The sequence below is a fragment of the Streptococcus sp. DD04 genome (genome assembly GCF_001578725.1).
Classification (GTDB): Bacteria; Bacillota; Bacilli; order Lactobacillales; family Streptococcaceae; genus Streptococcus; species Streptococcus sinensis.
Window position 1 is genome coordinate 227,374 of record NZ_KQ968976.1, and the last position, 12,655, is coordinate 240,028.

Annotated in this window: 13 protein-coding genes and 2 pseudogenes; all 15 read right to left on the minus strand. The window is 43.3% G+C overall.

Going from position 1 to position 12,655, the window contains the following annotated elements:
• On the minus strand, positions 1 to 503 hold a 503-nt coding region (locus tag STRDD04_RS11090; protein WP_197460067.1), incomplete at its 3' end, for a hypothetical protein.
• 362 nt (positions 504 to 865) lie between these two features.
• Positions 866 to 1,519, minus strand: a complete 654-nt coding sequence (phoU, locus tag STRDD04_RS01100; RefSeq protein WP_037615384.1) for a phosphate signaling complex protein PhoU — start codon at positions 1,517 to 1,519, stop codon at positions 866 to 868.
• 50 nt (positions 1,520 to 1,569) lie between these two features.
• Complete coding sequence (pstB, locus tag STRDD04_RS01105) at positions 1,570 to 2,328, minus strand: phosphate ABC transporter ATP-binding protein PstB (RefSeq protein ID WP_062198602.1); 759 nt, start codon at positions 2,326 to 2,328, stop codon at positions 1,570 to 1,572.
• 27 nt (positions 2,329 to 2,355) lie between these two features.
• The gene (gene pstB / locus STRDD04_RS01110) at positions 2,356 to 3,159 is read right to left on the minus strand and encodes a phosphate ABC transporter ATP-binding protein PstB (RefSeq protein ID WP_062198604.1); all 804 of its coding nucleotides are present in this window, start codon (positions 3,157 to 3,159) and stop codon (positions 2,356 to 2,358) included.
• 11 nt (positions 3,160 to 3,170) lie between these two features.
• On the minus strand, positions 3,171 to 4,055 hold the full coding sequence (gene pstA / locus STRDD04_RS01115) for a phosphate ABC transporter permease PstA (RefSeq protein WP_062198606.1): 885 nt from the start codon (positions 4,053 to 4,055) through the stop codon (positions 3,171 to 3,173).
• Positions 4,045 to 4,962 carry a phosphate ABC transporter permease subunit PstC gene (gene pstC, locus STRDD04_RS01120; RefSeq protein WP_015604880.1) on the minus strand — a complete coding sequence of 306 codons (918 nt, stop codon included), beginning with the start codon at positions 4,960 to 4,962 and terminating at the stop codon, positions 4,045 to 4,047. Before pstC ends, pstA begins: the two co-directional genes overlap by 11 nt.
• The gene (locus STRDD04_RS01125; RefSeq protein WP_062198608.1) at positions 4,959 to 5,843 is read right to left on the minus strand and encodes a phosphate ABC transporter substrate-binding protein PstS family protein; all 885 of its coding nucleotides are present in this window, start codon (positions 5,841 to 5,843) and stop codon (positions 4,959 to 4,961) included. Before STRDD04_RS01125 ends, pstC begins: the two co-directional genes overlap by 4 nt.
• Before the next feature lie 97 nt (positions 5,844 to 5,940).
• Positions 5,941 to 7,254 (minus strand): RsmF rRNA methyltransferase first C-terminal domain-containing protein, encoded by a 1,314-nt coding sequence (locus STRDD04_RS01130; protein WP_062198610.1) that lies wholly within the window; start codon positions 7,252 to 7,254, stop codon positions 5,941 to 5,943.
• Position 7,255: 1 nt separating this feature from the next.
• Positions 7,256 to 8,026 carry an inositol monophosphatase family protein gene (locus STRDD04_RS01135; protein ID WP_062198612.1) on the minus strand — a complete coding sequence of 257 codons (771 nt, stop codon included), beginning with the start codon at positions 8,024 to 8,026 and terminating at the stop codon, positions 7,256 to 7,258.
• Positions 8,016 to 8,294 carry a UPF0223 family protein gene (locus tag STRDD04_RS11095; RefSeq protein ID WP_062198614.1) on the minus strand — a complete coding sequence of 93 codons (279 nt, stop codon included), beginning with the start codon at positions 8,292 to 8,294 and terminating at the stop codon, positions 8,016 to 8,018. The genes STRDD04_RS01135 and STRDD04_RS11095 overlap by 11 nt, the downstream gene beginning before the upstream one ends.
• A 3-nt stretch (positions 8,295 to 8,297) precedes the next feature.
• A complete protein-coding gene (locus STRDD04_RS11100) occupies positions 8,298 to 8,696 on the minus strand; it encodes a Spx/MgsR family RNA polymerase-binding regulatory protein (protein WP_037615395.1) in 399 nt (132 codons plus the stop codon).
• 111 nt (positions 8,697 to 8,807) lie between these two features.
• Positions 8,808 to 9,737 (minus strand): bifunctional riboflavin kinase/FAD synthetase, encoded by a 930-nt coding sequence (locus tag STRDD04_RS01150; protein ID WP_331710260.1) that lies wholly within the window; start codon positions 9,735 to 9,737, stop codon positions 8,808 to 8,810.
• Positions 9,738 to 9,762: 25 nt separating this feature from the next.
• Positions 9,763 to 10,640 (minus strand): annotated as a pseudogene (truB, locus tag STRDD04_RS01155) (tRNA pseudouridine(55) synthase TruB).
• 3 nt (positions 10,641 to 10,643) lie between these two features.
• Entirely contained in the window at positions 10,644 to 11,450 is an 807-nt protein-coding gene (locus STRDD04_RS01160) for an alpha/beta fold hydrolase (protein WP_062198620.1), read from the minus strand.
• A 51-nt stretch (positions 11,451 to 11,501) separates the two neighbouring features.
• Positions 11,502 to 12,575: pseudogene (locus tag STRDD04_RS01165) on the minus strand (DUF2130 domain-containing protein); the annotation flags it as partial.
• Positions 12,576 to 12,655: the final 80 nt, after the last annotated feature.

Sequence of the window (12,655 nt, forward strand, 5' to 3'; positions counted from 1 at the left end):
GGACTGCCTTCTTCACTTTTAACCACGTCCTTCAGCTGTCCATCTTTAACAAGCGCTTCAATGTTTTCATCCATTGAGGGGTTGATTGTTAATTTAGCTTTTGGAAGCAAACTTTTGTAATTCGTTATGTCAAGAAATTTACCATCTACATCAATTTCAATCACTTCCTCATCAAAACCATTGAAATCTAACCGTAGATCTCCTAAAAGACTGTAGCTTGCATATCCATGCTTACCAACTTTTCGCCCTAAATAAGCCTTATTCCCATGATTGTCATAAATTACGGGAACGATATTAGCATCGAACATAGTCTGCCCATCCCCACCTTGAACAAAAATTGGTGAAAACTCAATTTTACTGACTCCTGAATAGTGCTCCTTGATATAAGTAGCCAGTTGCTCTTCCAACAAATGAAATCCGCGTTTGTAAAGTTTTACTCCTTTATCGTCTAAAACGTCACTAACATTATACGGCGAGTTTTGATGTTCAGTCCATTTTGTCATACAGTAGCCTCCTCCTGAAACTAGAAAGAATAAAATTGTCAGACTGACAACAACCTTTTTCTTCATAACCATACCTCCATTATAGTATCCTATAAAACAACGCTTTCAGTCATCGCTTTTCCACATTGTAGCATAATTTTTTAGTATTGTCCCCTATCGTCTTTTTCTATCGTTTCAATCAAAGGTGGCTTCCTCAATCATCTCGGTAAAATACACTGGTTTATTTTAGGTTTTTAGCCCTTTGAAATCCCAATTCGTCCATTATCTACCTAAAGGCTAGGCATCTATCCTTTTAAGCTCGTTTTACCGTTTTCTTCATTAAAACACAAAAAGACAAGCTTAGCCTGTCTTTTTACTATCTATTATAATTCAATAATCTTACCTGTTTCGAAGTAAACTACCCACTCGCAGATGTTTTTAGCGTAGTCTCCGATGCGCTCCAGATAAGAGATGACTTGGAAGTAATCGCGGCCAGTCACAATCAGTTCTGGATTATGTTTGATTTCTTCAGTTGCTAAATCACGAATATCATCAAAATGTTGGTTAATTTTTTCATCCATAGCTGCGATAGCATAGGCCTGATCCACATTGCCATTCAGATAAACATTGAGGGTTTCTTCTACGAAATCCTTGACGTCGCGGCCCATTTTCTTAATCTCTTCTTCAACAGACTGGATGCGTACTTCGCCTTTCATCCGAATGGTAGCTTGGGCGATAGACACAGCGTGGTCTCCCATCCGTTCCAAGTCGCTGCTGGCCTTCAGCACTGTGATAACTGTCCGCAAGTCCTGAGAAACGGGCTGCTGCAAGGCAATAATTTCTAGAGATTTTTTCTCCAACTTCACTTCGTATTCATTGACTTCTGCATCATCTTCAATGACCTGCCGAGCCAAATCACGGTCATGGGTTACAAAAGCTCGAACTGTGCGATTAATCTGCGACAGCACTTCATTTCCCATAGCATAGAATTGATTATGGAGTTTTTGTAAATCTTCTTCAAATTGTACTCTAAGCATAATTTTCCTTTCATAAGCTTTTTCTGATTCCTTTTGATAGAATCAAATTTTTAACCAAATTTACCAGTAATATAGTCTTCAGTTTCTTTATTAGCTGGGTTCATAAACATTTCTTTCGTCTCATTAAACTCAATCAAATCACCGCCCAAGAAGAAGCCTGTTTTATCCGAAAGCCGAGAAGCCTGCTGCATGGAACGGGTCACTAAGAGCATGGTATAGGTGTCTTTGAGTCCATACAGAGTTTCTTCAATCTTACCAGCAGAGATTGGATCCAGCGCTGACGTTGGCTCATCCAAGAGTATAATTTTCGGACGAGTAGCCAATACACGCGCTACACAGACCCGCTGCTGCTGACCTCCGGAGAGACCGATAGCCGAATCATGTAAACGGTCTTTCACCTCATCCCAGATAGAAGCCCCTATCAAGGAGCGCTCTACCGCTTCATCTAAGATTTGTTTATCCTTGACACCGTTGATCCGCAGGCCGTAGACAACATTTTCATAAATGGTCATCGGGAAAGGATTGGGCTGCTGGAAAACCATGCCAATCTCCTTGCGCAACTCCACCGTATCTGTCCGAGGACTGTAGATATTGTGTCCGTTATAGATGACCGTGCCTGTCGTTGTTACTTCTGGATTCAAATCACCCATGCGGTTGATAGCCTTGAGCAAGGTAGATTTCCCTGAACCTGATGGTCCAATCAAGGCAGTGATTTCATTAGGCATAAAGTCCAAGGAGACACTATTGAGTGCTTTCTTTTTATTATAATAAACCGACAAGTCCTTGACTTGCAAAATAGGTTCTGTCATAAGTTCATTCCTTTAGTTTCTTCACCTTTAACCAAAATGACCAGATACATAGTCATTGGTCGACTGCAGTTTGGCATTTTGGAAAATATTGGCAGTCTTGTCGTACTCAATCAAATCTCCCAGATAAAAGAAGCCGGTGTAATCACTGGCACGGGCAGCCTGCTGCATATTGTGAGTTACGATGATAATCGTATAGTCCTTTTTGAGCTCAAACATGGTCTCTTCCAGCTGCATGGTCGCAATCGGATCCAGCGCAGAAGCCGGCTCGTCCATGAGCAAGATATCTGGCTTGACCGAGATAGCTCGGGCAATACAGAGGCGTTGCTGCTGGCCGCCTGACAAGGTCAAGGCCGATTTATGAAGATCATCCTTTACTTGGTCCCAAAGCGCGGCTTGCTTGAGCGAAGTTTCAACAATCTCATCCAAAACTTTCTTATCTTTCACACCAGCCCGCTCATGGGCAAAAGTGATATTGTGATAAATGGACTTGGCAAATGGATTGGGCCGTTGAAAGACCATGCCGATGTGCTTACGCATTTCGTAAACATTAATATCACGACGATTGATGTCAATTCCTTCATACCAAATTTCACCAGTCACATTGGCAATATCAATCGTGTCATTCATACGATTGAGACTGCGGAGATAGGTCGATTTCCCTGATCCAGAAGGACCGATGAGAGCCGTAATTTTATTCTTTTCAAACTGCATATCAATGCCCTTGATAGATTCTTTTTTACCGTAGTAAACATGCAAATTCTTAGTCGAAAGGGCTATCTTTTCTTCAGGAAAAGTAATGATATGTTTTTCATTCCAATTATATTCTGTCATTGCTTCTCCTTTTATGCAGAGGTTAATTTCTTGTGCAAGTAGGCACCGAGTTTGCGGGCTCCAAAGTTGAAAATCAAGATGAAAATCAGAAGCACTGCTGCTGATCCAGCTGACACCACTGTCCCATCAGGAATGGTTCCTTCACTATTGACCTTCCAGATATGGACGGCCAGCGTCTCCGCCTGCCGGAAAATCGAAATCGGACTGGTAATGCTGAAAATATTCCAGTTAGACCAATCCAGAGCCGGCGCAGATTGACCTGCAGTGTAAATCAAGGCAGCTGCTTCGCCGAAAATCCGACCAGAAGCAAGAACAATCCCTGTCACAATTCCTGGCAAAGCTTCGGGAATGACAACATGTAGGACTGTCTCCCAACGGGAAATTCCCAGAGCCAGCCCTGCTTCACGCTGTGTATGGTGAACGTGGCGTAAGCTATCCTCGACATTCCGAGTCATCTGAGGCAGATTGAATACAGTTAGAGCCAAAGCACCAGAGATGATAGAAAAGCCATACTCAAACTGGACAACGAAGATCAAATAGCCAAAGAGTCCGACTACCACGGATGGCAGAGAGGACAGGATTTCAATACAGGTACGAACAAAGTTGGTCACAGGACCTTTTTTAGCATACTCAGCCAAATAGACTCCCGCTCCCATTGAAAGGGGAACAGAGATAATCAGAGTAATCACCAGCAGGAAGAAGGAATTATAAAGCTGAATCCCAATACCACCACCAGCTTGATAGGAAGAAGATTTACCCGTCAGAAAAGACCAAGAGATATGCGGCAATCCTCTTACCAGGATATAAAGAATCAGGGAGGCAAGGATAGCAACAATGATACCAGCTATCGTGTAGAGAATACCAGTCGCCAATTTATCTAATTTCTTAGCGTGCATAGTTTTTCTTACCTCTTTCTTTTGTAATCAATTTAATCACACTGTTAAAGGCCAGACTCATCAACAGCAAGACCAGAGCCAAGGACCAGAGGACATTATTGTCAACGGTTCCCATAACAGTATTTCCAATTCCCATAGTCAGGACAGAGGTCAGAGTCGCCGCAGGTGTTGTCAAAGAGGTTGGAATCACCGCAGAGTTACCAACGACCATTTGGATAGCCAAGGCTTCACCGAAGGCACGCGCCATTCCAAAGACCACCGCTGTAAAAATACCTGAGCGAGCAGCCTTGAGCGTTACTCGCCAAATAGTTTGCCAGCGCGTAGCCCCCATAGCCAGGCTAGCTTCACGATAGTGACGCGGCACAGCACGAAGACTGTCTGTTGTCATAAAGGTAACGGTCGGCAAAATCATGACAAAAAGTACGAAAATACCAGACAAAATCCCAAATCCGGTACCACCAAAAACAGTCCGAACAAAGGGAACAACAACCTGCAAGCCGATAAATCCGTAAACAACAGACGGAATGCCAACCAAGAGCTCGATTGCAGGCTGAAGAATCTTGGCCCCTTTAGGCGACACTTCAGTCATAAAGACAGCTGCTCCAATAGCAAATGGCGTTGCAATCAATGCTGACAAAATCGTAACAATGAAAGACCCTAAGATCATGGGCAGAGCACCGAATTCCTTACCTGACGGATTCCAAGTGGAGCCAAATAAAAATTCAAACACATTGACTCCGTTGACAAAGAAGGTCGATAAGCCCTTTTGTGCTACGAAGATTAAAATCATGGCTACAATCAGTACGATTAAAGACAGGCAGGCAAAGGTGATATATTTACCAAATTTTTCCAGACGAGAGTTTTTCGAAGGGGATAGTAATTTTTTTGCTAATTCTTCATTTCTCATTTGCTATCTCCTTTTAAGCTCGTAACATTTCCATCAGCATCTTTGCTAACCTGCATTTCCTTGATGGAAATATAGCCCATTCCTGAGACGATTCCATCCTGAACTTCATCTGACAACATGTAGTCCAAAAACTCTGCTGCCAGACCAGTCGGCTTGCCCAATGTATACATATGCTCATAAGACCATAGTGGCCAAGCATTGGTCGCAACATTCTTAGCCGTTGGCTCGTAGCCATTGAGCTTCAAAGTCTTGACAGAATCATCCACGTAAGCAAAGGCCAGATAAGAAATAGCTCCAGGAGTTTGGGAAACAATGGACTTAACCATCCCATTTGAGTCTTGCTCCTGACTTTGAACGGCGGATTTACCGTCCATGATGACACTGTCAAACGTAGCCCGAGAACCAGAACTTGCCGCACGGTTGATGATGGAAATCTCTAGATTTTTCCCACCCAGCTGCTTCCAGTTGGTCACTTCACCTGTAAAAATCTTCTGCAGCTGCTCCGCCGTTAAATTATCGACAGGTACTTCTTTATTGACAATCACGGCAATTCCAGCAACTGCTACTTTGTGGTCAACAAGGGCTGAAGCATCAATCCCTTCTTTTTCCTCAGCAAAGACATCTGAGTTGCCAATTTCAACCGCACCAGACTGAACCTGAGACAAGCCAGTACCTGATCCGCCACCTTGAACATTGACTGTTTTTCCAATATTGGCCGAAGCAAACTCATCCGCTGCAGCTTCAACGAGCGGCTGAAGAGCTGTCGAACCAACGGCAGTCATGGACTCCCCTCGGTCAATCCAGCTGGAACAGGCTGATAGGCTGACTGCAAATAGCACTAGAACCGCTGACAAAATCAGCTTATATTTTTTCTTCACCATTTTTTTCCTCGAAATCTTGAGAATGATAGTGGAATGTCTATTTGAAAGAAACTGAAAATCCCACTATGTCCACTATAACATAGAAAGAGGGCTTTGCCTAGTCTTTTGAACGAAAGCGAAGCCCCTTTGGGAAATAATTTTTTAAGGTATTGCCAGTAATTTTTGCGAAACCTAAACCATTGCCTTGGACAAGCACTTGATACCAGCCATTTGGATAGTTTTGTGAGAGTTGAACCGTCTCGCCCGCTACATATTTGCAAAAGGCCTCATCATCAATCTCAAGGAATGAGACGACTTCACTAGGTCTCAAGGCTAAACCTAAGGCAAAGCTCGGTTCAAAGCGATTTTTCTTAAATTCACCCAGATGCAGGCCATTGCGAGCAATTTTCAGCTTGGACATATCTGGCAGTCCAGCTGGTAGCAGATAAAGATTGTTGCCAAAGATATCTAAATGTCCTTCTAGCTCAATGTTTAGATGCTTTTTCTGGAAATCTTGCCAGAGTTTTCTTTGCTCAGCTGTCAATTTATTTTTGGCTGCCTTGATTTTTTTAGCAGATTGACTTCCTGTAAAGCGAAATTTCGCTACAAATTGCCCTTCTCCTTTGAAATGGTGGGGATACATACGAGCTGTTTCTGGAAAATCAATCCCCGCAACCATGCCATTGACTTTTGGTATTTCAAGCAATTCCAAAGGAAAATTCTCTAAAAGCCAAGCGACAATTTCTTCATTTTCTTCTGGTGCCCAAGTGCAGGTCGAATAGACCAGCTGCCCGCCTGTCGCCAACATCTTGACAGCATCCTCTAGAATTTCTCGCTGGAGACGCGCACACTGAGCCGGATATTCCGGACCCCAATACTGGGTGGCATCCGGCTGCTTGCGAAACATCCCTTCGCCAGAGCAAGGAGCATCCAGAACAATGAGGTCAAAATAGCCCTGATAAACCTTAGCCAATCTATCCGCAGATTCGTTGGTGACAAGGACATTTCGCGCTCCAAAACGCTCAATGTTTTCTACCAAAATTTTACTGCGTTTGGTATTGATTTCGTTAGAAACCAGCACACCTGTATTTCCCAGATAAGAGAGTAAATGAGTAGATTTTCCGCCTGGTGCAGCCGCTAAGTCCAAAACTTTCATACCCTTTTGCGGTGCTGCAACTTGAGCAACCATTTGGGCAGCCGGCTCCTGAGAATAAACCAGCCCCGTGACGTGTTCTACCGACTTACCAGATATTTTTCCATAATAGCCCCAGTCTGTGTTTGGGATAACATCCGCAAATTCTTTCTGAGTTTCTTTTAAAGGATTGCTGCGAAAGGCTGAAATCGGATCTTGATCAAAAGTCGCAAAAAAAGCCTCTGCTTCCTGACCCAAGAGCTTCTCATACTTTTCCTTAAAACCTACTGGAAAGTCCATACTAGCCTTTTCCCTTTCTTAAATACTCTTGTAGTTCGCCCAATTTACACTTTGGAGCAATCATGATGGGCTCTTTGGTCTGGAAATTCGGCTGGCCACCATCTAAAGTCTGAATGACAAACCCCAATTTGTCAGCCATCACGTAGGCCGCTGCATAGTCCCAAGGCCAATTATAAGAGAAATAGGCCGCCAAACCACCAGAAAGGGTCTTTCCAAAACTAATCCCAGCACTGCCATACACACGCACGCCTAAGCAAGCACGAGACAAGTCAGCCAGCCCCCAGTGATTATGCTCCAGCATACTGGCATTTGAAGCGATGAGATATGCTTGCAAGGGTTTATCGATAAAAGCAGACAACTTTCGCTCATTGCAGTAAACATCAAAAGCCCCGCCTCCATGAAAAAGCTGGTCCCGCGTCACATCATAAATCAATCCGAACTGGCCCTGCCCATTTTCAAAATAAGCCAACATAATAGCAAAATCAGCCTGCTGGGTAATGAAATTATTGGTCCCATCAATGGGATCAATCACCCAGACATTCCCATCTGAGATATCATGTCGCAGGTCATTTTCCTCTGCCAAAATCGCATCGTCAGGATAACGAGCCAATATTTTCTCAACCAAATCATCCTGAATTTTTTGATCCATTTGGGTCACCAAGTCAGTCGGACTGCTCTTTTGCACGACATCTAAATCATCATGCAAATGCTCCTTTAAAAAAACACCTGCCTGACAAACTATTTCTTTCGCAAAATGAAATTTATTTTCCAAGAGAAATGCTCCCTTTCCCTTTTCTTTTAGCTTCCTGAACAGCACGATAAAGCGAATAGCCACTGACAGTCTCAAATTCACGGCCTATTCGCTTCTCCTCCCCTTTGCTGGGAACAATTTTTTTGAAGACTGCATAAGACTGGAGCAGTTGTTCCGCTTGAATCTTCTGTTCGTAGGCTTGCTCTACATCATTAAAAAAAGAAAGCACTGAAGCAAGCTCTTCAGTGCTCCACGATAAGTCTAGTGGGTAACTATAATTTTTGTCCATATTTTAAATATCAGCACGCATGGTTGCGGCTCTTAACTCTTCCTTCCGATAACCTCGAGGTAAGAAAGCACGTATTTCATCTTCATTGAAACCAATTTGCATTCGTTTGCCATCAAGGATAATTGGACGACGCAAAAGACTAGGGTTTTCCTCAATCAACTTAATCAGCGTTAAAATCGATAAATCCTCTACATCTAAGTCCAGTTTTTGAAAAATTTTTGAACGAGTTGAAATGATGTCATCTGTGCCGTTTTCTGTCAATGAAAGAATATGCTGCAATTCTGAGGCAGACAGAGGGCTTGTCATGATATTATGCTCCGTAAATGGAACTTCATGATTAATCAACCAAGCACGCGCCTTGCGGCAGGAAGTACAACTCGGCGATAAAAATAGTGTAATCATGCTTTTCTCTTCTTATTTTATATAATAACTAACTCTATTATACTAAATTTAATTTGGATTGACTATATTTTTTTGAAAATTACTGCCGAATGTCATGAAATTATAAATTTTTCAACTATTTCGATAAGCAGTCCAACTTTTAGCCACCTGCTCATCACTCTGCAGCTGAGCAACGAGAGTATCGATCCCATCAAATTTGACCATCTCCCGAATCTTATCCAACCAAATAATTCGAATGGTATCGCCATAAATTTCCTCAGAAAAGCCAAAAATATTGACTTCAAAACGGAGCTCATCACCTTCAAAGGTCACGTTCTTGCCGACACTAGCCATGCCTCGATAAAGCTTGCCATTGTGCTCAACTTCCACAATATAAACACCATCTGCTGGTAGGATCACTCGGTCCAGCGGCGCCAAATTAGCCGTAGGATAGCCAATCGTACGGCCTCTGGCATTGCCATGGACCACGATTCCGCGAGTAGACAAAGGATAACCCAGCAACTGATGTGCCTTGGAGACATCACCACTCTGCACAGCTTGACGGATACGAGTAGAGGATATTTTTTCATCATCCTGGTTGACCGATGAAATGATAAACACCTGACCATCAAAATAATCTGCTAGCTCATCTGCCTTTCGCTTGTCAGAACCGAAATGATAGTCAAATCCCGCTACAACTGCCTTTGCTTTGAGCGCAGAGACATACTTATCAAAAAATTCTTGGGCTGTGTTCTTAGAAAAATGGCTGGTAAAATCAATCAGATAAAGATAGTCCACACCTAAATTCTCTAGGTGAGCAGCGCGTTCTTCGGGATGATTCAAATGCAACATCAACTCTGGCTGATAGCGGACGAAAGCCAGCTTAGGTGACTCTGGAAAAGTCAGCACCGCAATTTTCAGCCCTTGCTCAGCCGCAATTCTCTGAGCTTGCTTAAAAAGTGTTTGATGACCCTTGTGCAAGCCGTCAAAATAACCTAGAACTAGGACAGTGTCTTCTTTCTGGATAATATCTTTTTCATTTTTAATTTTAATCGTTTTCATCATTTTTCTATTTTATCACAAAATATCAGAGAAAGACCTTTTTAGGCTTATAAGACTGGTCTTTTTTTCTAATATTGCGACTAACTTACCCTCATAAAAGGCAGCTAATTCCAGTCCAGCATCTTCTAGGGTAATAAAACGGCCATAACGCACCTCTTCCAATTGGTCTGCTGTCAGTTCTAGCTTAGGTAGGTCACCGGTCCCCAGCTCCAAGGGTTGGAGAAAGGAGAAATCCTCCACTGCTACTCGCTCTGCTATTTCATCCAAGGTCAAGGCATCATCTAAACTCATACCCGCTGAAGAAGTCCGTGTCAGCTGGGACATGTGACTGGCAAAGCCAAGCTTGGCTCCCAAATCAACAGACAGGGTTCGGACATAGGTCCCCTTGCTGCACTTGACTCGAAAACGAAAGCGGGCTTGCTCATCTTCGTAGGAAATCGGACTGGTGCGCTCGAAACTATAGATGGTCACCTGCCGCTCTGGCCGCTCCACTTCTTGACCCGCTCTTGCATACTCATAAAGCTTGCGGCCATTGACCTTGACTGCTGAGTACATGGGCGGAATCTGGCGAATCTCACCGGTCATGGACTCCATGGCTTCATCAATGAGAGCTTCTTCTAAAAGCTCCGTCACTGGCATCCGCTCTAGGATGTCTCCGCTGGCATCCTCTGTCGTCGTTGAGCATCCCAGCGTAATTTCACCTTCGTAAACTTTGCCCTCCTCCTGCATGAACTCAACCAAGCGCGTCGCCTTGCCTACAGCAATCGGAAGCACCCCGACTACATCTGGATCCAAGGTGCCCCCGTGACCAATTTTCTTCGTTCCTAAAATCTTGCGCAGCTTAAATACCGCATCATGCGAAGTCATTCCCGCTTCTTTTCTTAAGTTGATAATTCCGTTCATTGGTTAACTTTCTAAAAATACTAAAACTCTCTTTTGGAAATCCTTATGCTTTTCATAGAGTGCATGGCCACAGTCTGGAAAAATAGTGAGCTGGCTATCTTTGATATGTTGATGTAATTCGAGCGAAGCTTCTACGCTTAGAACATCATCTTCTTCTGCTCCAATGATTAGCGTAGGACAGTTGATCTTTTCCAGAACTGCCAGACTAGCATGTCTTAAGCAAGATATGGCCTGAATAGCAATCCGCTGGTTATCTTTAATGCGACCAAAGATTTCCATTATTCGATAAAAATATTTGAATTTTCCAAAGGATTTAGCCGTATAAGAGTGATTTGCAATATCCAACATCAGTTCCTTATAGGATCCCGTCTGACTCAACTCAAGCCAGTGAGTAATCCGCTCCCTACCAAGATTATTCAGTTTCGCAGTTGTAACTGTCAAAATCAATTTTTCAACTCTTTCCGGGAAATCTGCTGCCAACCACTGAGCAATCATACCGCCTTGGGAAATTCCTAGAACAGCTTCCGCTTTCAGCCCCAAGACCTCCATAGCTTCAGCTATATCAGTCGCCATATCTCGTGTTGTATAATTTTCTGGCAACTCATTGATTCTGCTAAAAACATACACTTGGTAAGCTGTTGCGAATTCCCTATAAGATAGGGCAAGCATTTGCGCCATTCCCTTAAGAGTCGCCAAACCATCCCCTAGACCTGGAATAATGAGCAGAGGTTTCTTACCTTTTCCAAAGGTCACATAGTCCATGCTCTTATTGTTAAAATGCAGGACATAATTTTTTGCACGATAGACCATATTCAGAAGCCTCCCGAAATCTTACTTACAAGAATAGTTCAAGGCCTGTTATTACTTTTTCAAAGCTTCAAACTTAGCTTTCATAGTAGGATTTTTGCGTGTCAGTTTTTTGACAGAGACGTCGTCCAATTTGTTGTTTGCCAAGCGCAGCTGGTTTTCAGAGGTTGTCAAGAATTTTTTGATTTCTTCCATCCGGCGGATGGCCTTGTCAATCTCCTCGATGGCCTTGCCAAAGTTGGTTGAAGCAGACTGATAGTTCTTGGCGAAAGCTACTTTAAAGGCATCCAAATCTTCCTCAAAATGCGTAATATCAATATTCTGCTCCCGCACCAAGGCCAGTTCCTGCTTGTACTGGAGTGAGTTGAGCGCAGCATTGCGTAAGAGGGTAATCATGGGCAGGAAAAACTGAGGCCGGATAACATACATCTTCTCATAGGCATAGGACACATCGACAATACCCGAATTGTAGAGCTCGCTATCAGCCTCAAGAAGTGTCACCAGAATGGCATACTCACAGCCTTTCTCCCGCCGATCCTTATCCAGCTCTTTGAAGAAATGCTCGTTTTTCTTCTTGGTCGCTGTCTCGTCGCCTTCATTTTTCATCTCAAACATAATAGAGAGGATTTCTACACCATTTTCATCTACCTCTCGATAAATGTAGTCACCCTTGCTGCCAGTTCTGGCATCATTGTCCTTGCCAAACTCCGCTCGTGGAAACATAGCCATACGATTCTTGTTAAACTCGTACTCGCAGTGCTGCTCTAGGCTTTCACCAATCATCTTAGTAGACTGCTTGGCTTTGAAATCCTTGTAAAACTCTATGGTCTCATCTTTCTGCCGCAACTCTACCTCATAGCGCTCTTTGAGCGAGGTCTGAGCCAGCGCTGCTTCCTTTTCTTGCAAAACTAGCTGATTCTTTACCTCGTCCCGCTCTTTTTCCAGCTCAGACAAGGTCTTTTGTAGTTGATTTTCATGCTCCAATTGCAGAGTTTTCAGCTGACTTTCCAATTGCTGAACTTCCTTATCCTTCTCCTGCAATTGAAGACTAGCTGCCTGCTCCGCCTCTTTCTTAGCCAACTCCTGCTGGGTCTCAAACTGAGCAATCCGACTTTGAAGTTCTACGATAACTTGATTTTGGTCTGCTATACGCTTATCGTAGTTTTTTCAACTTCTTGCTTTACTAACTCTCTCTCTGTCTCAAAATG

What these genes read in the sequence shown, in the direction of transcription:
- phoU (WP_037615384.1), bottom strand. Translation starts at nt 1,519, where the DNA reads ATGCTTAGAGTACAATTTGAAGAAGATTTACAAAAACTCCATAATCAA.
- pstB (WP_062198602.1), bottom strand. Translation starts at nt 2,328, where the DNA reads ATGACAGAACCTATTTTGCAAGTCAAGGACTTGTCGGTTTATTATAAT.
- pstB (WP_062198604.1), bottom strand. Translation starts at nt 3,159, where the DNA reads ATGACAGAATATAATTGGAATGAAAAACATATCATTACTTTTCCTGAA.
- pstA (WP_062198606.1), bottom strand. Translation starts at nt 4,055, where the DNA reads ATGCACGCTAAGAAATTAGATAAATTGGCGACTGGTATTCTCTACACG.
- pstC (WP_015604880.1), bottom strand. Translation starts at nt 4,962, where the DNA reads ATGAGAAATGAAGAATTAGCAAAAAAATTACTATCCCCTTCGAAAAAC.
- STRDD04_RS01125 (WP_062198608.1), bottom strand. Translation starts at nt 5,843, where the DNA reads ATGGTGAAGAAAAAATATAAGCTGATTTTGTCAGCGGTTCTAGTGCTA.
- STRDD04_RS01130 (WP_062198610.1), bottom strand. Translation starts at nt 7,254, where the DNA reads ATGGACTTTCCAGTAGGTTTTAAGGAAAAGTATGAGAAGCTCTTGGGT.
- STRDD04_RS11095 (WP_062198614.1), bottom strand. Translation starts at nt 8,294, where the DNA reads ATGGACAAAAATTATAGTTACCCACTAGACTTATCGTGGAGCACTGAA.
- STRDD04_RS11100 (WP_037615395.1), bottom strand. Translation starts at nt 8,696, where the DNA reads ATGATTACACTATTTTTATCGCCGAGTTGTACTTCCTGCCGCAAGGCG.
- STRDD04_RS01150 (WP_331710260.1), bottom strand. Translation starts at nt 9,737, where the DNA reads ATGAAAACGATTAAAATTAAAAATGAAAAAGATATTATCCAGAAAGAA.
- STRDD04_RS01160 (WP_062198620.1), bottom strand. Translation starts at nt 11,450, where the DNA reads ATGGTCTATCGTGCAAAAAATTATGTCCTGCATTTTAACAATAAGAGC.